18 protein-coding genes, 2 tRNA genes and 3 pseudogenes are annotated in these 21,788 nt (G+C 44.1%); 21 read left to right on the top strand and 2 right to left on the bottom strand.

Annotation, left to right across the window (positions count from 1 at the left end; translation table 11 throughout):
• Positions 1–12: 12 nt before the first annotated feature.
• The 6 genes and pseudogenes from ACTNBF_RS01535 (at position 13) to bilR (ending at position 8,029) form a co-directional block, all read left to right on the top strand.
• Positions 13–2,103: an alpha-amylase family protein gene (locus ACTNBF_RS01535; RefSeq protein ID WP_441088636.1), complete on the top strand. Its 2,091-nt coding sequence runs from the start codon at positions 13–15 to the stop codon at positions 2,101–2,103.
• A 407-nt stretch (positions 2,104–2,510) separates the two neighbouring features.
• Positions 2,511–3,161: pseudogene (locus tag ACTNBF_RS01540) on the top strand (flavodoxin family protein); the annotation flags it as partial.
• A 206-nt stretch (positions 3,162–3,367) separates the two neighbouring features.
• A complete protein-coding gene (locus ACTNBF_RS01545) occupies positions 3,368–3,985 on the top strand; it encodes a chromate transporter (RefSeq protein WP_441016581.1) in 618 nt (205 codons plus the stop codon).
• Positions 3,982–4,548, top strand: coding sequence for a chromate transporter (locus ACTNBF_RS01550; protein WP_441088637.1), 567 nt, complete (start codon positions 3,982–3,984; stop codon positions 4,546–4,548). The genes ACTNBF_RS01545 and ACTNBF_RS01550 overlap by 4 nt, the downstream gene beginning before the upstream one ends.
• 279 nt (positions 4,549–4,827) lie before the next feature.
• The gene (pta, locus tag ACTNBF_RS01555; protein WP_427806315.1) at positions 4,828–5,817 is read left to right on the top strand and encodes a phosphate acetyltransferase; all 990 of its coding nucleotides are present in this window, start codon (positions 4,828–4,830) and stop codon (positions 5,815–5,817) included.
• 187 nt (positions 5,818–6,004) lie between these two features.
• A complete protein-coding gene (bilR, locus tag ACTNBF_RS01560; RefSeq protein ID WP_441088638.1) occupies positions 6,005–8,029 on the top strand; it encodes a bilirubin reductase, long form in 2,025 nt (674 codons plus the stop codon).
• 69 nt (positions 8,030–8,098) lie between these two features.
• On the opposite strand, the gene ACTNBF_RS01565 is transcribed toward bilR, so the two are convergent.
• Positions 8,099–9,049 carry a dipeptidase gene (locus ACTNBF_RS01565; protein ID WP_427806317.1) on the bottom strand — a complete coding sequence of 317 codons (951 nt, stop codon included), beginning with the start codon at positions 9,047–9,049 and terminating at the stop codon, positions 8,099–8,101.
• Between the two features lie 155 nt (positions 9,050–9,204).
• Between ACTNBF_RS01565 and ACTNBF_RS01570 the strand changes: the two genes are divergently transcribed.
• The 5 genes from ACTNBF_RS01570 to ACTNBF_RS01590 all read left to right on the top strand — a co-directional run bounded on the left by ACTNBF_RS01570 (position 9,205) and on the right by ACTNBF_RS01590 (position 13,626).
• Positions 9,205–9,408: a hypothetical protein gene (locus tag ACTNBF_RS01570; RefSeq protein WP_441088639.1), complete on the top strand. Its 204-nt coding sequence runs from the start codon at positions 9,205–9,207 to the stop codon at positions 9,406–9,408.
• A 202-nt stretch (positions 9,409–9,610) separates the two neighbouring features.
• A complete protein-coding gene (gene glnA / locus ACTNBF_RS01575) occupies positions 9,611–10,942 on the top strand; it encodes a type I glutamate--ammonia ligase (protein WP_427818913.1) in 1,332 nt (443 codons plus the stop codon).
• A gap of 53 nt (positions 10,943–10,995) precedes the next feature.
• Entirely contained in the window at positions 10,996–11,544 is a 549-nt protein-coding gene (locus ACTNBF_RS01580; protein ID WP_427806320.1) for an ANTAR domain-containing response regulator, read from the top strand.
• 24 nt (positions 11,545–11,568) lie between these two features.
• Positions 11,569–12,396 carry a diaminopimelate epimerase gene (dapF, locus tag ACTNBF_RS01585; RefSeq protein WP_427806321.1) on the top strand — a complete coding sequence of 276 codons (828 nt, stop codon included), beginning with the start codon at positions 11,569–11,571 and terminating at the stop codon, positions 12,394–12,396.
• A 15-nt stretch (positions 12,397–12,411) separates the two neighbouring features.
• Positions 12,412–13,626: an LL-diaminopimelate aminotransferase gene (locus ACTNBF_RS01590; protein ID WP_427806322.1), complete on the top strand. Its 1,215-nt coding sequence runs from the start codon at positions 12,412–12,414 to the stop codon at positions 13,624–13,626.
• A gap of 577 nt (positions 13,627–14,203) precedes the next feature.
• On the opposite strand, the gene ACTNBF_RS01595 is transcribed toward ACTNBF_RS01590, so the two are convergent.
• Entirely contained in the window at positions 14,204–15,031 is an 828-nt protein-coding gene (locus ACTNBF_RS01595; protein WP_427818916.1) for a MerR family transcriptional regulator, read from the bottom strand.
• 122 nt (positions 15,032–15,153) lie between these two features.
• Here ACTNBF_RS01595 and ACTNBF_RS01600 point away from each other — a divergent pair, with 122 nt between their 5' ends.
• The 10 genes and pseudogenes from ACTNBF_RS01600 (at position 15,154) to ACTNBF_RS01645 (ending at position 21,772) form a co-directional block, all read left to right on the top strand.
• The gene (locus ACTNBF_RS01600) at positions 15,154–16,467 is read left to right on the top strand and encodes an MATE family efflux transporter (RefSeq protein WP_441088640.1); all 1,314 of its coding nucleotides are present in this window, start codon (positions 15,154–15,156) and stop codon (positions 16,465–16,467) included.
• A gap of 139 nt (positions 16,468–16,606) precedes the next feature.
• Positions 16,607–16,677 (top strand) — tRNA-Gln (locus tag ACTNBF_RS01605).
• Positions 16,678–16,731: 54 nt separating this feature from the next.
• Positions 16,732–16,805, top strand: a tRNA-Pro gene (locus ACTNBF_RS01610).
• Between the two features lie 367 nt (positions 16,806–17,172).
• Positions 17,173–17,956 (top strand): annotated as a pseudogene (locus tag ACTNBF_RS01615) (trans-sulfuration enzyme family protein); the annotation flags it as partial.
• 158 nt (positions 17,957–18,114) lie between these two features.
• Positions 18,115–18,747, top strand: coding sequence for an AzlC family ABC transporter permease (locus ACTNBF_RS01620; RefSeq protein ID WP_441088641.1), 633 nt, complete (start codon positions 18,115–18,117; stop codon positions 18,745–18,747).
• On the top strand, positions 18,744–19,067 hold the full coding sequence (locus tag ACTNBF_RS01625; RefSeq protein WP_427818919.1) for a branched-chain amino acid transporter permease: 324 nt from the start codon (positions 18,744–18,746) through the stop codon (positions 19,065–19,067). Before ACTNBF_RS01620 ends, ACTNBF_RS01625 begins: the two co-directional genes overlap by 4 nt.
• Before the next feature lie 72 nt (positions 19,068–19,139).
• Positions 19,140–19,406, top strand: a pseudogene (locus ACTNBF_RS01630) (tRNA threonylcarbamoyladenosine dehydratase); the annotation flags it as partial.
• Between the two features lie 83 nt (positions 19,407–19,489).
• Positions 19,490–20,122: a TetR/AcrR family transcriptional regulator gene (locus tag ACTNBF_RS01635; RefSeq protein ID WP_441088642.1), complete on the top strand. Its 633-nt coding sequence runs from the start codon at positions 19,490–19,492 to the stop codon at positions 20,120–20,122.
• The gene (locus ACTNBF_RS01640; protein WP_441088643.1) at positions 20,109–20,987 is read left to right on the top strand and encodes an ATP-binding cassette domain-containing protein; all 879 of its coding nucleotides are present in this window, start codon (positions 20,109–20,111) and stop codon (positions 20,985–20,987) included. The genes ACTNBF_RS01635 and ACTNBF_RS01640 overlap by 14 nt, the downstream gene beginning before the upstream one ends.
• Positions 20,987–21,772, top strand: coding sequence for an ABC transporter permease subunit (locus ACTNBF_RS01645; protein ID WP_441088644.1), 786 nt, complete (start codon positions 20,987–20,989; stop codon positions 21,770–21,772). Before ACTNBF_RS01640 ends, ACTNBF_RS01645 begins: the two co-directional genes overlap by 1 nt.
• The last annotated feature ends 16 nt before the right edge of the window (positions 21,773–21,788 follow it).

Here is a 21,788-nt window from a genome sequence, read left to right on the forward strand (position 1 = left end):
GACGTTAATATTATGGTTAATGCAGATACAGTATTTCAGAAAAGGATGAATAAACACCACGATGAATTAAAATGGCTCTATATGGAGTTGTACCATAATGAAGATATGTTCGCAGAATTATGTTCTCAGATGTATGAATATTATACCAACCGGCATGAATCTCTGAAAGAGAGAGATCTGATCCGGGAAGAGAATCCGGGATGGTTCAAGAAGAACGATATGCTGGGAATGATGATGTATATCGATAATTTTGCAGGCAATCTGAAAGGTGTGCAGGAGAAGCTTTCCTATCTGGAATCATGTAATGTAAACTGTATTCATCTGATGCCGTTCCTGGATTCTCCGAAAGGAAAATCTGACGGAGGATATGCGGTTGCCGATTTCCGCAAGGTGAAGCCCGAGCTTGGAACCATGGCGGATCTGGCGGATCTGGCGGAGGATTGTCATAAGAGAGAGATGAATCTCTGCATGGACTTTGTAATGAATCACACTTCCGAAGATCATGAATGGGCAGTAAAGGCAAAGAACGGCGACGGAGAATATATGAGCCGTTATTTCTTCTATAACAATTATGATATTCCGAGAGAATTTGAAAAAACGGTTCCGCAGGTGTTCCCGACAACCGCACCGGGGAATTTTACATGGGTACCGGAAGCCGGACATTTTGTAATGACGACATTTTACCCGTATCAGTGGGATCTGAATTATCGGAATCCGCGGGTATTCAACGAAATGATGTATAATTTCCTGTTCTTCGCAAATCAGGGAATGGACATCATCCGGATCGATGCAGTTCCTTATATCTGGAAACAGCTCGGAACCCCGTGCAGAAACCTTCAGCAGGTACATACCATTGTCCGTATGATGCGCATGATCGGTGAGATCGTCTGCCCGAGTGTGGCACTTCTCGGTGAAGTAGTCATGGAACCGGAGAAGGTAGTTCCGTATTTTGGTACGGTAGAAAAGCCGGAATGTCATATGCTTTACAACGTAACGACCATGGCAACCACATGGAACAGTGTCGCAACCAAGGATACACGCCTGTTGAAGAAGCAGCTTGATATCGTAAACAGCCTTCCGAGGGAATATACATTCCTGAATTATCTCCGTTGCCATGATGATATAGGATGGGGACTTGATTTTGGCACTCTGAGATCATGGGGAATGAAAGAAGTGGAACACAAACGGTTCCTGAATGATTATTTCACAGGTAAATTCGAGGGAAGTCCGAGCCGCGGAGAACTCTACAACGATGATCCTGTCACACAGGATGCAAGATTCTGCGGAACAACAGCTTCCATGTGCGGAGTAGAAAGCGCCGGATTTGAACAGAATGCTCAGAAAATGGAAGAAGCTATCCGCATGGACCTGATGCTTCATGCCTATATGCTCTCCCAGTCCGGTATCCCAATGCTGTACAGCGGAGATGAAATCGGACAGGTCAATGATTATACTTATAAGAAAGATCCGGATAAATGCGTAGACAGCCGCTATATTCACCGCGGCGCGTTCCGGTGGAATCTTACAGAAAACTGCCAGAATCCGGATACTGTCCAGGGAAAGATCTTCCGGGCATTGTCGAAACTGGAACAGATTCGTAAAAACGAAGCAATTTTCGATGCTTCCGCCAATGTATATACTTACGACGTTCATGATACCGCGATTCTTGGCATCATGCGTGAAAAAGATGGTGAGAAATTCTACAGCTTCTACAATTTCAGTGACCAGGAAAGAACTGCATGGATGTACGAAGAAGGGGAATATGAGAACCTGATGACCGGAGAAAAAACAGAGCTCAAAGATATCAGGATTCCGGCACATGACTTTATCTGGGCGATGACTGCGAAGGATAAAGATGAGATGGAAGAAGATGTGGCGGAAGAAGCTATAGCGGAAGCAGTTGTGGCGGAAGACGTTATAGAGGAAGAGCCGATCGCGGAAGAAAGTGTAATAGGTGACGCGGCAGAAGAATCTTCGGAAACAGTGACTGCGCCGTTAGAAGAAAAAAAAGAACCTGTGAAGCCGGTTTCAGTTCCGAACAAGAACAAAAAGATCAGAAATGTAAGTAAAAGAAGAGCGGCAAAAAAACATAATAAAGTATAGTAATGTCTAAATGAACAGCCAGTCTGCAAACTTGCCGGCAGATTGGCTGTTTTTTGATTGCTGTAATCTAATGACTATAAAATTGACACATCCATCTTCATTATTTACCTATCAGCATCAAAAGAAATTAAGTAAAATATAATTGAAAATTATGTGGATATGAATATCTGGGCTGTACCTATGTCGGTACGTTGGAAAAAGGGGACAATTTTGGTATTCGGGTTATGGATGGCGACAATCTTTCAAAGATGTTGAAACCATATGAAGAAATGGGAATGCTGTCCGACGAAGTGAAAGCTGATTTGAAACAATTTTACAGAGAACATAGAAGATAGATAGAGTGCGAAGGGAAGCGTTACTTTATTATGAAAATTGTAATATTACACGGGTAAAGTCATAAAGGAAGTACATACATGGTGGCGAGAGAATTGGCAGGCAAGGTCGGCGGCGAGATTGATGAGTTCTTTTTGCCGCGAAATTTCAATAAGCACTGCACGGGGTGTTTTACCTGCTTTCAGACAGAATTATCAAAATGTCCGCATTACAAAGAACTGGAGCCATTAGAAAAGGCAGTTCTCAGCGCGGATCTTATCATCCTGGCAAGTCCGGTTTATGTATACCATGCTTCCGGTCAGATGATGAGTTTCCTGGATCATTTCGGAACCTGGTGGATGATTCACAGACCAAGGCCGGAAATGAGCAGAAAGCAGGCAGTTGCGATCAGCACGGCTGCCGGAGGCGGAATGAAAAGTACGGTGAAGGATATGGCGGACAGTCTTGAAATGTGGGGTATTTCAAAAGTGTACCGTCTGGGAATCGGTGTTCAGGCAGCGAGACCGGATGAAATTCCGGACGGGATTAAGAAGAGTATCCATAGGAAAACGGATAAGATGGCTGGGCAGATTCGGGAAAATGCAGGAAAACAGGGATGCAACAGGCGCGCAAAAATGTGGTTCTATTTGATGCGCATGGCTCATAAGCATTTTGCGCCGATGGAACCGGATTACGGATATTGGGAAGAACGGGGCTGGCACGGAAAGAAGCGGCCCTGGAAATAAAAGATCAAGTCAGCGGGAGGATGGAATTGGACCGAAAAGTATATTGGTGCGAAAACAGCAGTTTGTATTAAAACGGTAATAATTGTGTAAAATGATTTACAGAAACGTAAAAATAGTATAGCAGGTATTGCTAATTCGGAAGTTGATTGGTAAAATAACAGAGAAAACGATATCACAGAAAAGAGACATTAGAAATGAGGTAAAGAATGAACAGTCTGAATGAATGCAATGATAAGAAGATTCCGGGAAGCATTATTCCGGACCTGTTTTTGTCCTTTTTTAAAATAGGTTTATTCACTTTTGGCGGCGGTCTTGCGATGCTTGCACTGATCGAGGAACAGTGTGTAGAAAAGAAGCATTGGATTACGCACGATGAAATGATGTATGTGACAATCATAGCAGAATCAACACCTGGACCGATTGCAATAAACTGTGCAACCTTTGTGGGATATCAGCAGGCGGGACTATCAGGAGCCCTTGCCGCAACAGTCGGAGTCGTTTTACCTTCATTTTTCATCATTTATCTGATATCCATGTTTCTGAACCAGTTTTTGGAAATCAAAATTATCGCAAATGCATTCAAAGGAATCAAGGCTGCAGTCGGAATCATCATTCTGGATGCGGCAGTCATGATGATACGCAAGATGAATAAAGACAGGATCACGCAGGGAATCATGCTCGTGTCGTTTGCGGCCATGTTTCTGATCCAGATATTCTCCTGGAACTTTTCTTCGATCAGCCTGATGATTATTGCGGCAATTTTCAGTCTTGCGCTTTATCAGATCAATGTGATACGCCATGGAAAGGAGAAAAGAGAAAAATGATTTATTTTGAGCTTTTCCTGGCATTCTTGAAAGTGGGATGTTTTTCTTTCGGAGGTGCATATGGTGCGATTTCTCTGATACGTGACGTTGTTCTGACGCATGGCTGGCTCAGTGAAGAAACGCTGACCTATATGATTGCCGTCAGCGAAAGCACGCCTGGTCCGATCATGGTGAATCTTGCGACCTATATCGGCCTCAGCCAGGCTGGCATATCGGGAGCAGTTTTGGCAACATTTGCAGTCGTTCTCCCTGCATTTGTGATTATTCTGCTGTTTGTAGCTGCCTTAAAGAGAGTATGGAATCATGGCTGTGTACAAGCCGTCATCGGAGGCCTGAAGCCCTGCGTCATCGGAATCATCCTCGCAACAGGAGTAACCATGATCCTGGGAAACTGCATCCGGTTGGAGGAAAATGTGACGGCAGACATACGTTCTGTCATCGTCACGGTCATTCTCGGAGCTGTTCTTTTTATCTTTAAATATCTGTTGAAGAAAAAGATTTCTCCAATGTGGATCATTCTATGTTCTGCGATCCTGGGAATTATAATATGGGGAATCAGGTGACCGCGTCAGCCAGTCACCCGTCCCGTCAGTCAATATACCGGAACAACCAGGTGTCTCACAAGACCGTGGAAAACGCCGGCACTTAATGGCAGCAGCCGCATAAGCGGCGCCCTGGCATTTAGTACCGCTGCGTTTTCCCCCGAGCGAAAGCGGGTCTTGTTAGACACCTGGTTGTGGATAATTTTCGATACAATCCCATTTCCCCATTCCCATTCCCCCAAAAAAGTGATACAGTATAAGAAAAAGAATTGTAAATGTTTTCTCAAGGAGGAAGAAATAATGGCAAAGAATATTTTCGAGCCTATGATGGCAAAATTGAAAGCAGATCCGAAAAAGATCGTATTTACCGAAGGAACCGATGAAAGAATTCTGGAAGCATCTTCTCGCTTACTTCAGGACGGTTTCCTTACACCTGTTCTGGTTGGAAAAGTTGAAGAAGTAAAAGCCGCTGCTGAAAAATTCGGATTTGATATCACCGGAGCAGAGATCGTTGATCCGGATAACTTTGATAAATTCGATGAGATGGTTGAACTGTTCTGCGAACTTCGTAAGAAAAAAGGCGTGACACCGGAGCAGGCAAAAGAAGTATTAAGCCATGCAAACTACTTCGGAACCATGCTGGTTAAGATGGGACTTGCTGATTCTCTTCTTGGAGGAGCAACCTACTCTACAGCTGATACCGTTCGTCCGGCTCTTCAGGTTATCAAGACAAAACCGGGCAACAAGATCGTTTCTTCATGCTTCATTCTTGCGCGTCCGACAGCAGACGGAGAGAATGAGATACTTGCAATGGGAGACTGCGCGATCAACCTGAAACCGACCGAAGATGATCTGGTTGAGATCGCCGGAGAGACCGCTGCATGCAGTAAATTATTCGGCATCGATCCGAAGGTTGCATTCTTAAGCTACTCTACACTCGGATCCGGAAAGGGAGAAGATGTAGACAAGATGCGCAATGCTACCGCAAAAGCAAAAGAACAGTTCCCGGATCTTGCAATCGACGGAGAATTACAGTTCGACGCTGCTGTTTCACCACGTGTAGCCCAGACAAAATGCCCGGACAGCAAAGTGGCAGGACATGCAAACGTATTTATTTTCCCGGATATCAATGCAGGAAATATCGGATACAAGATTGCGCAGCGCCTCGGCGGATTTGATGCATACGGACCGATCCTTCTCGGACTGAATGCCCCGATCAATGACCTGTCCCGCGGATGTAACGCAGACGAAGTTTACGTAATGGCCATCCTGACAGCCGCACTTGCTTAATTTTCAAAAGTACGCGAATCGAGCTCTCTTTCTGATGAGGAAAGGGAGCTTTTCTTCTACTGGGATTCCGAACAATGGTATTCTACTCTGTTATTATATTTTCTAATAGTGATAGCGTAACACAGATGAACATGTTAAAATATAAACAAAGATTCTCTGAAATACAAGTCTAGAAAAGAGGTAGAAAATGAGTAAAGAGTCATTATTACTGCAGCCATTAAAAGTAGGAAATCTGACATTAAAGAACCGTATCATGTTCCCGCCGCTTACTACCGGATATGAAGAGCGGGACGGATCGATCGGGGAGCGGAGTTTTCATTTTTATGAAAGACTGGCAAAAGGGGGAGCTTCTTATGTCGTGATCGGAGATGTAGCTCCGGTCAATACTGCATCGCCGACGCCGAAGCTGTTTGATGACCGTCAGATTCCGGCATTCAGAAAACTGGCAGATGCAATGCACGTATATGATTGTAAGCTTGCATTGCAGCTATTCCATCCGGAATACGATGTGCCGGGTGTAGGAAAGATGATCCAGGGATCCATGATGGCAATGAAGGTGGCTGAGGCTGCCAAAGCACAGGGGGACATGGAGACTTTTGGAGTTAAGATGAAAGAAGCGGGACAGCTTCGCGATGATGCCTATGCGAAACTGCATCATGACATGCAGCATTTTGTTTCGGAAGCGACTGTAGAACAGTTGGAAGAGATCAAGAAATCCATTGCAGCATCCGCAAGAAGAGCGGCTGAGGCCGGAGTGGATGCGATCGAGGTTCACGGAGACCGCCTGCTGGGTTCCTTGTGCTCAACCGTTCTGAATCACAGAACCGATGAATATGGAGGAGCATTTGAGAACCGTATCCGCTATGCATTGGAAGTGGTTGCGGCAATCAAAGAAGCGGCGCCGTCTCTGATGGTGGAATATAAGCTCCCGTTCATTACGATCAACGCGGATGGAAGCGACCGTGGAAAAGGCGGACTTTATGAATCGGAAGGTATTGAATTTGCAAAGAGACTGGAAGCAGCAGGAGTGGATATGATCCAGGTCGCTCAGGCAAACCATACCGGAAATATGGGCGATACCATTCCTTCTATGGGAACCGTTCCATATAACTGGACTCTTCCGATTGCAAAGAAGGTAAAAGAAGTGGTATCGATTCCGGTTGCAACGGTAGGACGAGTGGTGAATGTGAAAAATGGAGAGGAGATTCTTGCAAATGGCGAAGCAGATATGATCAGCTACGGAAGATCCCTGCTCTGTGATCCGGATATTGCGATTAAGATTGAGAAGGATGAACCAATCCGTGAATGCCTGAACTGTAATAAGGGATGCGTAGATGCAATCCAGAATCGCCGTTATATTTCCTGTGTACTTAATGCGGAAAATGGAGACGAGGCAACCATTTTCATTAAACCTGCAGAAGAGAAGAAGCATGTTGTGATTGTCGGAGCAGGTATTGCCGGACTGGAAGCGGCACGTGTGGCAGCAGTTCGCGGACATCAGGTAGACGTTTATGAGAAAGCGGATCATATCGGAGGCCAGATCCATCTTGCAGCGGTACCGCCGAGAAAGAGCGAGATCCTTCGTTCCGTTGAATATTTTGAGAGAATTTTGCCGGAACTTGGGGTAACGATCCATCTGAATACAGAATGCAGCAAAGAGATTATGAATGGTGCAGATGCTGTGATCGTGGCAGTCGGTGCACATGATTTCATCCTTCCGGTGCCGGGAGCAGACAGTGAAAACGTCGTATCTTCGTGGGATGTTTTGAGTGGAAAAGCAGAAGTCAAAGGCCACTGTGCTATCATCGGCGGCGGTCTTGTCGGAACGGAGACTGCAGAATATGTACTGGAGAAAGGCTGTCAGGTATCGGTGATTGAAATGCTGGATCAGATTGCGAATGGAGAATCATCCACCATTCTTCCGATTATCATGAAAGATTTTGCACAGCATGATGTAAAACAGTATGTCAATACAAAAGTCAACCGTATCGTCAACGAAGGAAAGACGATTCTTGCTACGGATACAAAGGAAGAAAAAGAAATTTCCATAGATTGTGATACGATTATTATGGCAGTAGGGTCCAAGAAAAATGAGTTGGATATGGAAGGCGTTACTGTACCTGTTTATTACGCAGGAGATTGCTCCGGAGATAGAACGGCCAGCATTGCAGAAGCAGTTCGTGCGGGATATGCGGCTGCAAATGAAATTTAACGAGAAGATTAGGGGGCGACATTACAATCGCCCCTAATTGTGTAAAAATAATAAAAAATACATCCTATGCTATATATTTTTCAATACCCGCTCTGCATTCTTATAACAGATTGCATCGATTTCACCGGAAGTAAAGCCCGCCTTCTCGAGAGACGGAAGAAGAAGCGGCATATCCTGACATCCGGCAAGTTCCATTTCACAGCTCATTCCGTCGAAATCACTTCCAAGAGCAGCAATATCAATGCCTCCTACATTTACAATGTGGCGCAGATGCTCAGCAATCACTTCGGCGCTGCAGATCCCGCTATCCTGCAGAAATGTACCATAGAAATTCACACCCACCAGTCCCTGACGTTCTCCGATCATTCGGATCATCCGGTCGGTCAGATTCCGGGAATGTCCGCAGAGAGCGCGGCAGCAGGAGTGACTGGCAACAAACGGCTTATTAGTATTCTGATACACATCTTCAAAACCGGCATCGGAAAGATGCGATACATCGATCAACATACCGAGCCGTTCCATTTCTCCAATCACCTCCAGACCGAAAGGCTTCAGACCGGTTCCGCTTTGGGAAGACATGTTATGAGGAAATCCCAGTTCATTTTCATAGTTCCACGTCAGGGTGATCAGGCGGATTCCTTCCTCGTAAAGCGTGTACAGACGGCTCATGTCATTTTCCAGAATACCGCCTTCTTCTACTGTGAGAAAACAGGAAAGCTTTCCGGCGGATTTGTTGCGCAGATAATCATCAAAAGAAAAGGCGCAGGATACCTCAGCGTGTCTGTCGGCGCTACTTTTTAGAAGACGGATCATCTGTAATGCATCTGTGTAATGGCTTTCACTTATCGGAGTCTGCTTCCGGTTGAGAAAGCAGGCGAAGAACTGGGCCAGAGCACCGGCCTTGTGCAGTCTGGAAAGATCAATGTGTCCGCGGTTTTCCCACGGGGTTTCATCCGGAAGCGTGTCTTCCTGCGTGTAGAGACGATAGAGTGTATCACAGTGGAGGTCAATGTAGTTCATGATCAAATCCTTCTTTCTATTCAGAATAAATGTCCATATACTGTATTTAGTATACTTTATGAAGAATGGCTTGTAAAATGAAATTGCAATATATAGTGCGAAACTGGTATAATACGGTTAGATACCGATCAGGAAAACGGAAAGGGGAAAAGATTATGTGGAACGAATTAAAAATGATTGCAGAGGACTTTGTGGATCGTGACTGGACCATAGCGGAAAAGATTCTTTTCGGTCTGGACTGCCTTCTTGCGGGGGTGATTCTCGGCTTCCTGTTCTCGCCTCTTAAGAAAGGGCTGTCAATCGGAAGCAATAACGGATGTAATAATACGACCTGCAATTGCGAATGTGAAGAGGAATAAGGAATGCTGTATGTGTAGAGGATTTTGGAAAATAATTCCAAAACTTCGTCACAATGTCACGTTGACAATCGAAAGCGTGGTTTAATATAATAAAATAAACAAGGGCGTTTTCTGATAGGGAAAGAGCGCCCTTTTTTCAATATCAGAGAGTTTAGTATTATCAAAATGCAGTCTGTTTTTCAGTATGGAGGAATACATAATTATGAGAAATTATACAAGAAAAGATATTCTGCGTCTGGTGGAAGAAGAAGATGTCGGATTTATCCGTCTGCAGTTTACTGACATTTACGGTACATTGAAAAATGTGGCGATCACTACAGGACAGCTTGAAAGAGCATTGAATAATGAATGCATGTTTGACGGATCTTCAATTGAAGGATTTTCGCGGATCGAAGAATCAGACATGTATCTTCGGCCGGACCTGAATACATTTACCATTTTCCCATGGCGGCCGCAGCAGGGAAAAGTGGCAAGATTTATCTGTGATATCTACCGTCCGGACGGAACAGCGTACGAGAGCGACCCACGCCAGGTTCTGGAAAATGTAATTCGGGAAACCGAAGAAATGGGATATCAGTTTGTAGTCGGACCTGAATTTGAATTTTTCCTTTTCCATCAGGATGATGATGGAACACCGACGACAACAACGCATGAGAAGGCGGGATATTTTGATCTTGGGCCACTCGATCTGGGAGAAAATGCGAGAAGGGATATGGTGCTCACACTGGAGGATATGGGAATAGAGATTGAGGCATCCCATCATGAAATGGCACCGGCGCAGCATGAGATCGATCTGAAATACGAGGAAGCGCTTGAAACTGCGGATAATATGGTTACGTTCCGGATGGTTGTGAAAACAATTGCCAAACGTCACGGATTACATGCGACCTTTATGCCAAAACCGAAATACGGAATCAATGGTTCCGGAATGCACCTGAATATGTCACTTTCCAGAGATGGAGAGAATATTTTCTCGGATGAAAATGATGAACATGGTCTGAGCCAGGAAGCTTATTATTTCATCGGCGGACTCATGAAGCATATCAAGGCGATTACATTTATCACGAATCCTCTGGTAAATTCTTACAAACGTCTTGTACCCGGATATGAAGCACCTACTTATATTGCGTGGTCGGCAAATAATAGAACACCGCTGATCCGGATTCCGGAATCCAGAAGGAGCGGTAAACGAATCGAGCTGCGAAGCCCGGATGCATCTGCAAATCCATATCTTGCACTTGCGGTTTGTCTGGCAGCAGGAATGGAGGGAATCCGTGAAAAAATTCTTCCTCCAAAAGAAATCAGTCAGAATATTTTTGAATTGAATGAAGAGGAGAAAAAGGCGCTTGGCATTGAATGTCTCCCGGGCAGCCTTATGGAAGCGGTAGAAGAATTTGAGAAAGATGCTTTTATCCAGAAGGTACTTGGAGAGGAACTTTCCCAGAAATTCATCAAAGCAAAAAAAGCAGAGTATGACAGATACCGCAGCCAAGTTTCAGAATGGGAAATGAATGAGTATCTTCAGAAATATTAGACCTCCTTACCAAGTAGCATTGAATAGGCGAAAAGAGTGAGGAGGCTGGTATAGTGAGTAGTATTGTTGTTGTATTTCCCAAGAAGGAAAATGCGACGAATATTCGAAATATACTGGTACGAAACGGATTTAGTGTGATGGCGGTCTGTACGACCGGTGCGCAGGCGATCCAATATGCAGATGATCTCGATGACGGGATTATAGTTTGTGGGTATAAATTATCGGATATGCTATATACTGAATTAAGAGAATATCTGCCGGAGACATTTGAGATGCTGCTGGTTGCGTCACCGGATAAATGGCATGATGGCCGGATTCCGGGTGTGATCGGCCTTGGGACGCCCATCAAAGTATTTGATCTTGTAAATACGATGGAAATGCTGATGCGCACGATGGAGCGACGCAGAAAGAAACGCAAGGCCGACCTGAAGAACAGAAACCCGAAGCAGCAGGCATTAGTGAAGCAGGCAAAAGAGCTTCTGATGGAGCGAAATCATATGACAGAGGAAGAAGCACACCGCTATCTGCAGAAATGCAGTATGGACAGCGGTACGAATATGGTGGAGACAGCTCAGATGGTACTTAGTATTATGGCAGAATAGGAGTTGGCAGGAGCGAAGCGATCTATGAATTTTACGAAGATGCATGGACTTGGAAACGACTATGTATTTGTGAATTGCTTCAGAGAAAAGATAACAGAACCATCAGAATTAGCAAAAAGAATCAGTGACAGACATTTTGGAATTGGATCGGACGGATTGATACTGGTGAAACCTTCCGTGAAGGCTGATTTTAAAATGGAGATTTACAATGCGGACGGTTCCGCTGCAAAAATGTGTGGAAACGGGATCCGCTGTCTCGCGAAATACGTGTATGAGTGCAAAATGACGGCAAAGACGGCTTTGACGATAGAAACCGCCTGCGGGATACGTAATCTGGCGCTTCAGATTGAGGAAGGTGAGGTGGAGGCAGTCTGCGTGGATATGGGAACCCCCAGACTGAATACCCATTGCATCCCGATTTTGTGCGAGCGAGATCTTGTACTGAATGAACCGATCACGGTGAAGGGAGAGGAATACCGGATTACGGGGATTTCCATGGGGAATCCACACGCAGTTGTCTATGTGGATCATGTGAAGGATTTCCCGGTGGAGGAGCTGGGACCGGCGTTTGAGTTCCATCCTAGGTTTCCGGATCGGATCAATGCAGAGTTTTGTCAGGTGATTGATCGAAAAACGATTGCCATGAGAATCTGGGAAAGGGGTTCGGGAGAGACGCTTGCCTGTGGTACGGGAGCCTGTGCCGCCTGTGTTGCATCCGTATTGAATGACTTGACAGATGAGAAAGTTACAGTTAAATTATTAGGAGGAGAATTAGCCGTCAGATGGGACCGCAAGGTCAATCATGTGTATATGACAGGACCTGCAGAGCGGGTGTTTGACGGAATTTTATAAAAGGAGAAGATATCAATGTACAAAGTAAATGAAAATTATCTGAAATTACCGGGAAGCTATCTGTTTTCCAATATTGCTAAGAAAGTAGCCGCGTTTCAGGCTGCAAATCCGGATGCATCCATCATCCGTCTGGGAATCGGTGATGTTACCCAGCCGCTTGCACCGGCGATCATTGAAGCGCTCCACAGTGCGGTGGATGAGATGGCACACGCCGAGACATTCCACGGCTATGCGCCGGATCTTGGGTATGAATTTCTGAGAAGTGCGATTGCAAAGAATGATTTCCAGGCACGCGGATGTGATATCGCATCGGATGAGATCTTCATTTCCGATGGAGCAAAATGCGATTCCGGAAACATTCAGGAGATTTTTGGACCGGATTGTAAGATTGCAGTATGTGACCCGGTTTACCCGGTTTATGTAGACACCAATGTCATGGCAGGACGTACCGGTACATACGACGCAGCTACCGGAACCTGGAGTGATGTGATCTATATGCCGTGTACGGCTGAGACCGGATTTGCACCGGAACTTCCGGAAAAGACACCGGATATCATTTACCTGTGTTTCCCGAATAATCCGACCGGAGCAACGATCACCAAAGACGAACTGCAGAAATGGGTTGATTATGCAAATAAAGTCGGAGCTGTGATCATTTACGACGCAGCTTATGAAGCATATATTACAGAAGAAAATGTACCACACAGCATTTATGAATGCGAAGGTGCAAGAACCTGCGCGATCGAACTCCGCAGCTTCTCGAAGAATGCAGGATTCACCGGAGTCCGTCTGGGTGCAACCGTTATTCCGAAAGATCTGAAATGCGGTGATGTGATGCTGCACTCTCTCTGGGCAAGAAGACATGGAACCAAGTACAATGGTGCTCCATATATCGTACAGAAAGCCGGCGAGGCTGTTTATTCAGAAGCGGGCAAGGCACAGCTGAAAGAGCAGATTGCATACTATCAGAAGAATGCAAAGACGATTTTTGAAGGACTGAAAAATGCAGGATACACCGTATCCGGAGCAGTGAATTCCCCGTACGTCTGGCTGAAGACACCGGACAATATGACTTCATGGGAGTTCTTCGATTACCTGCTTGAGAAAGCGAATGTGGTAGGCACACCGGGATCCGGATTCGGACCGAGCGGAGAAGGATATTTCCGTCTGACCGCATTCGGAAGCTATGAAAACACACTGGAAGCAATTAAGAGAATTCAGAGTATTTAGTAAGAGTGGCCAGGGGACGTACCCCTGGCCACATTTTACAATAATATTACATAGAATTTATGTGTTTTTATCTGTCACTTGATATATTTACTCTGTTAATGTGCGAGATGCGGCATATGTTTTACTGTGCATGCAAGGTGCAAAAAGGAAAGGAGATCCAATTATGGAAAAGGACAGACAAAAAAGACAAGGGTTACTGAGAAGTATTTGCCAGAACGGAAACCGATCTGAATGGAGAACGGGCGCCACAGGGAAACAGAGACAGTGAGACAAATCTTGGCGATCTGATCACAGATGCGATGCTGTGGAACGTCTCAAAGGATGTAAATTAATCGTGTTACGATTAAGAGTGTGAACGGAAGAGCATTTGACCCGGCTGAGACATACGCTGTAGTAATCAATAATTTCTGTGCGGCAGGGCTTGGTGCCATTGGATATACAGTCCGAAAGAAATATACTGCAATGTAAAATGATACTTCAGGGCTGAACTTCGAATTGTTAAAATATATGAGCGCAAATTACTTTTTGATTCACAGATACGTGAAGGTAGAGAGTAATTTGCGCTTTTGACATTTGGTTACAATTTGCTGCAGGCACGCTCTGTATTTTTGGAGGCTTCTGCTTTTATCTGTAATTCCGTAATGTGTTCCCCGTAATTCGCGGACTGGTGAATGTCAATCCATAAAAACTCAAGAAGATCACCGGATAAAATCAGATGGTGTTTATCAGCATATTCTTGTATCATAGGAAAATAAGACTTGTGTTGGTGAGAATTGCCCTGATAACAGACGGAGAGATAGTCCCCTTCGTCCAGTTCATCCGTTCCGTTCGGATCAATAATGAATACCCCGGCATAGTTTCCGAAACGATTTTGGGTTGCATCTTCAAGAGGAAGAAATGAGCCGATTCGATTATTGCCAATAATGTACAGGTGATTTTTATCCTTATTCATCAGTTGCTTGATGAGCATATCCATTTCTTCGTCCGTATGGTAAAGGTGGTTGAGAATATGGCATTTACGCTTGGGAAAATGTTTAAGTATTACGGTGTCAAGTGGCTGGCGGGTAGCTTTTTCCAAGGTGGATAACCGTTCGGAAACGTTTTCTTTCAGTTTTTCCAGAGCCTTCATATGTTCTTCTATGAGCCCTAATTCTTCCTCCAGGAGCGTTCGGGTGGACTCGATACTCCGGTTCTGCATATAATTCCGGATCTTTTCCATCGGAAAGTCTAAACGGCGCAGATCGCGTATGACGTTCAGTTTCCAAAGATCATCAAGACCGTAGATCCGGTATCCATTTGCCCCTCTTCTGGGAGATAAAATTCCAAGTTTTTCATAATAACGCAGAGAATCTGTACCAATCTGATAAATCTTTGAAATTTCACCGATCGTATAGTATTGTTTCATAAGTGACTCCTTTTATTGAGAACAGAAAAAATTTAAAACATTTTGCAAAAACGGGTTGACCTTAGTATTATACCAAGGTTTAATCTGAAAAGGAAGCGTATGAAAGTAGAGGTTTTTGTTTTATGCAATTGGAAGGCAAGTCGTTAAAGACAGATTTTTTGAAATTTATCATTCCGTCGATTATCGCACAGTGTGTATTCTCTTTATATACGATGGTGGACGGAATCTTTGTTGCACGAGGAGTTTCGGAAGTGGCGCTTACGGCAGTCAATATATCCATGCCATTTTCGGTAGGATTATTTTCAATTTCGTTGTTATTTGCTGTAGGAAATTCTACAATCGTTGCAATATCTTTGGGAAAGGGGGAAAAAGAGAGGGCGAATCAGGTGTTTACCCAGAACATAGTGGTTCTCTGTGTGCTGGCGGTAATTGTAACAGCGCTGGTTCTGATTTTTCTGGAACCATTTGCAAGATTCCTGGGGGCAACGGATACGATTCTTCCCTATGCGAAGGAATATATTGGTACAATCGCGCCATTTGCGATTGCGTACATGCTTTCGTATTCTTTTGAAACTCTGATCAAGACAGATGGGTATCCGAAGCTGGCTACGATTTATGTTACCAGCGGTGCAGTTCTAAACTGCATTCTGGATTATCTTATGGTAATACGATGGAACCAGGGCGTACGGGGAGCAGCTTGGGCAACAGGCCTTTCTCAGGCTGCTGTCATTGTACTGTATCTAAAGCATTTCCTCGGGCCCAAAGGAACGATCCGCTTTGCCGGATTCCGGTTCAGCTTTGCGGTTATATGGCGTCAGATACAGAATGGGTTCGCGTCCGGCATTACGGAGTTTTCGGGTGGAATGATCATCTTCTTCTTTAACCAGGCCATACTGGCATTTATCGGAGAAGAAGCTTTGGTAAGTTATACGATCATTTCCTACGTGAATACGATTGTGGTGATGTCAATGACCGGAATCGCTCAGGGAACACAGCCGCTAATCAGCTATTATTATGGCAAAGGGGAGAAGGAAAAGTATCAGAAGTTGTTGAAATACGGGATTGTAGCTGCTATGACATTTTCGGTTGGAACAACAGCAGGCTGCTATCTGGGAGCAGAGGGAATTGTAAGAGTATTTCTGGAAAATGACAATCCGCAACTTATAGCATATACTGTGCGCGTATTTCGCATTTTTATTTTGTCTTTTCTGCTGGCAGGATATAATGTTGTGATTGGCGGGTATTTTACATCGATCGAAAAGGCAGGATTTGCAGCGGCAATATCATTGACGAGGAGCCTGGTTGCGTTGGTGGGAAGTCTGGTGATTCTGACGGCTGTATTCGGCGGAGAAGGAATCTGGTGGTCACCGCTTTTGGCAGAAACAGTTTGCCTGATTCTGGCCCTTGGAATGCTGAACTGGTACAGAAAAAAGTAGATGTGAAATGTCTGAAAAAAGAAAGAAAAAACACAAGAAAACTTTCTTTAAAAAAAATAAAAAAAGGGGTTGCATTTCATGGAAGTTCTGGTATAATAACATTGTTCGCTGATGAGAGCGGCTAACAAACACCAGATAATGCGGATTGGTGTAATGGCAGCACAGCAGACTCTGACTCTGTTAGTAGAGGTTCGAGTCCTCTATCCGTAGCTCCTTAATTGAATAAGGGAAAAGGATATTCTGAAAAGAATATCCGAAACACATCGGAGTGTGGCTCAGCTTGGTAGAGCGCTACGTTCGGGACGTAGAGGTCGCAAGTTCAAATCTTGTCACTCCGATTTTTTAAACCACAAAACTTGAAGACGCAGGTTTTGTGGTTTTTTAGATAGTAGGGACGTTTCTTTTGCCACGACCAGCGCCCATTGGCATGATTTTATATCGAAGTTCCACTCCATGAGAGAATGATCTCATGAAAAAAGAAAATGAATAAAGGTGGGGTTCACCACTTACCACAAAGCAGCAGCATGAGGAAGAGAGTTTCTTCATGCTGCTGCTTTGCTATAGTTTATTCCTATATATCGTAATAATATATCTGGATTAGGCAGTGACATTTATATATGGTAAACTAATATCCATTGGAATGGTAAAAAAATGATAAGACCTTACAGAAAATATGAAAAAATGACTTTTAGGAGAGAGGAAAGTATGGACAGAGGGATCAATACAAGATGTCTTCATTTAAAAGAAACAGAAGGGAAATCAGAAAACTATGGAGCGATAAGTTATCCGATATATCAGACATCAACCTACGCACACCCGGGTGTTGGGAAAAGTACGGGATACGATTACACTATTGATGGAGCTGTTTGAGCCCGGAGATCATTTGGTTGTTGAATCAGATCTGTATGGTGGGAGCATTCGACTGTTTGATAATGTCTCTAAAAAGAATCATTATGAATTTACATTTCTGGATTGTTCTAATGAAGATGTAGAGGGGGCCATTCGGGAAAATACGAAGGCCATATATATAGAAACGCCTACGAATCCAATGATGAATGTTTCAGATATATCTTACATTGCCGGAATAGCGAAGAAACATCATTTGTTGTTAATCGTGGATAATACATTCTTGTCACCATATTTTCAAAACCCATTGGAACTTGGAGCTGATATTGTAATACACAGCGGGACAAAGTTTCTGGGAGGACATAATGATACACTTGCAGGATTTGTTGTAACGAACAACGAAGAAATACAGGAGAGACTTCGTTTTATTATAAAGACTACAGGGGCAGGGCTTTCGCCTTTTGATAGCTGGTTGCTTCTAAGAGGAATTAAAACACTTGGAATACGTATGGAGAAATCACAGGAAAATGCAATTCAAATAGCTGCCTGGCTGAAGCAACAAAGTTGTGTGAAAAACGTGTATTATCCCGGTCTGCCGGAACATCCCGGCTATGAGATTATGAAGAAGCAGGCAAGAGGATTTCAGAGGATAAATGTTGCAGCTCCAAGAAAAATAATCACGGAATGCCTTGAACGGATTCGGGGAATATTGTGAAGATAAGTAACATTAAAAGAGAGAGGGAAAGTGTTAAATTGAGAAAAGAAATCCTGAAAAATGCATTTATAAAGTCCATACCAATCATGTTCAGTTATCTGTTTGTCAGTATGGCGTATGGAATCATGATGGAAGAGGCAGGATTTAAATGGTATTACTCATTGTTCATCAGTATGACGGTGTATACAGGGGCGTTTCAGTTCCTTCTGATTACTTTTTTGAGCAGTGGCGCTTCTATTCTTACCATCGCATTGATGGCTTTTTTGATGAATAGCCGGCAAGTATTCTATAGTCTGACATTTGTGGATGAATTCAGAGGAATGGGGAAGAAAATGTTGTATATGATCCACACCATGACAGACGAGACTTATGCGGTTAACCTGACTCTTGACTCAAAAGGGAAAGAAAAAGAAGATACCATGTTTCTGATTGCATTGCTCTCCCGATGTTACTGGATGATTGGCGCTGTTACGGGGGGAATCCTGGGGCAGGTGATTCCGTTTGATCTGAAAGGGATTGATTTTTGCATGACGGCCTTATTTATTATCATCTTTATAGACCAGTGGGAGAAGGCGGATAACCATCTGCCTGCTCTGGCGGGTCTGGCAGTGGCATTGATTTGTCTGATTACAATCGGAGAGAGGAATTTTATACTTCCCTCATTACTTATTATATCGGGCATGCTACTGGTTGTACGTAAACGGAGGAGTGGAGAGTGAATAAAAATGAGATTATTCTTGCAATTCTGGTATCTGCCGTTATAACATTCTCACTTCGTGCTCTGCCGTTCGTGGCTTTCCACGATGGAAGAAAGATGCCGGAAGAACTGGTCTATCTTGGAAAAATCCTGCCTTCTGCAATTATGGCGGTATTGATTGTGTATTGTCTGAAAAGTGCAGTGACAGACTGGAGAGGGACCGGAGTACCGGAACTGATTGCGGCAGTGGTGACGGTGATTAGCTACAAGTGGAAACATAATACGTTATTTTCAATCGTATCAGGGACGGTATGTAACATGTTGTTGTTGCGTTTGATGTAGAGAATCGTAGGAGGATTAAAATGCTGCATATTTGTCGCAAATCTGTAAAATTATATTTGAGGGGACAAGCCAATGATAAATCAATTTTCAAGGACACAGTTACTGTTGGGAGAAGAAGCAATGAAACGACTTGCGGGGGCGAAAGTGGCAGTATTCGGAATCGGAGGTGTGGGAGGATATGTGTGCGAAGCGCTGGTAAGGAGTGGCGTGGGAGCTTTTGACCTGATCGATGATGATAAAATCTGTCTGACGAACCTGAATCGTCAGATCATCGCCACAAGAAAAACAGTAGGAAAATATAAAGCAGATGTAATGAAAGACCGGATTCTGGAAATAAATTGGGCCTTCTCAAAATCGGTCAATCGTATATAATAGTAATTAACCGGACCGGTCAATAATCGGAGAAGCCAAGGAGGAACGCCATGAACGAGAAATTCTTTTCCCTTCCGATAGAAAAGCAGGAAGCGATCATCAACGCCGGCTATCGGGTGTTTTCGGAAAATTCTTATAAGAAAAGTCCAATGAGCGAGATTGCGGATGCAGCCGGAATCAGCAAGTCTTTATTATTCTATTATTTTCATAATAAAAAAGAGCTGTATTTGTTCCTGTGGGAGAATTGTGCGCAGCTCACGATTGAAGAACTGACGAAAAGTGGATGTTATGAGCAGAAGGATCTGTTTGAAGCTATGTACAAAGGAACGCAGGCGAAAGTGCGTATCGTGCGGAGGTATCCGGAAATTGGGAAATTTGCGCTCAAGGTGTATTACGAGAAGGACCCGGAGGTCAGGGCGGATATCCAGAAAAGCATCGCAAAATATGCCGATTTTAAACAGAATGTCAAACAACTGAACTTTGACTCCAGTCAGTTTGTCCCCGGCATAGACATCGAAATGATGTATAACGATATGTACTGGGCTTCGGAAGGATATATCTGGGAAAAGATTCAGGATGAGAAGTACGATGTGGACATGATGGAGCGGGATTTCCTGAAAATGGTGGATTTCTGGAAATCTATTTATTTACGAAAAGAGGGGGAACACGATGAAGGCAATTGAAACAACGGATCTGACCAAATATTATGGTAAAGCAAGAGGGATTATTAAGTTGAATCTGTCGGTAGAAGAAGGAGAGTTTTTCGGATTTATCGGACCGAACGGGGCGGGGAAGTCTACCACGATCCGAACGCTTCTGGGACTGATCCATCCGACTTCGGGGCGGGCTAAAATACTGGGAATGGATATAGGGAAGGATAGAAATCAGATTCTGTCTGAAGTGGGATACTTGCCTTCGGAAGCAGTATTTTATCAGGGGATGAAGGTCAAAGATATTTTGAAGTTGTCTGCGCATCTGAGGAAGACAGACTGTGCGAAAGCATCGGCAGAATTATGTGACCGGCTGCAGCTTGATACGAGCCGGAAAGTGGAAGAGCTGTCTTTCGGGAACAGGAAAAAAGTTGCGATCGTTGCGGCGCTGCAGCATAATCCGAAGTTATTGATTCTCGATGAACCGACCAGTGGTCTGGATCCGCTCATGCAGAGGGAATTCTTCTCTGTCTTGAGAGAGAAAAATGAACAGGGTACAACCATTTTCCTGTCCAGCCATGTGCTGTCAGAGATTCAGAGAAATTGTACGAGAGCGGCGATTATTCGGGAAGGACGTATGATTGCCTGCGACAGTGTGGAAGCATTGTCCCGCACCAATGCAAAACGCATCACGATTCATGGAGCAATCTCACTTCAGGGATTGGATGGTGTACGTGATCTTCAGGAAACAGACGGCGTATCTAGTTTTCTTTATAGTGGAGATATCAAACGACTTCTCCAGATACTTGCAGGCAGTGATATCACGGATCTTTCGGTCGCAGAGCCGGATCTGGAAGAAATATTTATGCATTACTATGAGGATGGAGGGGAGCAGTAATGACGTTAACAAAACATGAATTAAAACAAGGCTGGAAAGCACTTGCGATATGGACGGTGTCGATCGGTTTTTTTATTGTAATCTGTGTGCTGCTGTATCCTGAAATGAAAGGTGAAATGGAAGGTGTCAGCGACATATTCGCTTCCATGGGAGCATTTACAGCAGCTTTTGGCATGGATCGTTTGAATTTTGGTACTCTGATCGGATTCTATTCTGTTGAGTGTGGAAATATTCTGGGATTAGGCGGAGCATTTTTTGCCTCTTTTGTTGCAGTCGGGGTTCTGGCAAAGGAAGAAAAAGAAAGAACCGCAGAATTTCTGCTTACACATCCGGTCAGCAGAAGCCGGGTTGTCAGTGAAAAGCTGATTTCTGTTCTTATTCAGATCGTGATTCTGAATGCGATCATCTTTGCGCTGTCGGTTGTTTCCATTAAGGGAATCGGGGAAGAAATCATGTGGAAAGAAATTTCGCTGATCCATCTGGCATTTTTCCTGGTGCAGCTGGAACTGACTGGTATTTGTTTTGGAATTTCCGCTTTTATCAGAAAAAGCGGAATCGGAATCGGACTGGGAATTGCGACTGTGATGTATTTCCTGAACATTGTGGCTAATATTTCCGAAAGCGCAGAATTCTTAAAATATATCACACCATTTGGCTATGCCGAGAGCGCGGACATTGTGGAAAATGGCTGTCTGGATGGGAAAATGATTTTGATCGGGATGGCTGTGGCTGTCATTTGTGTTGTTCTGGGATATTGGAAATATTGCAGGAAGGATATTCAATAGACACAATTTGTGCTAT

Source organism: Bariatricus sp. HCP28S3_A4, assembly GCF_052066395.1.
Lineage (GTDB): Bacteria > Bacillota > Clostridia > Lachnospirales > Lachnospiraceae > Allocoprococcus.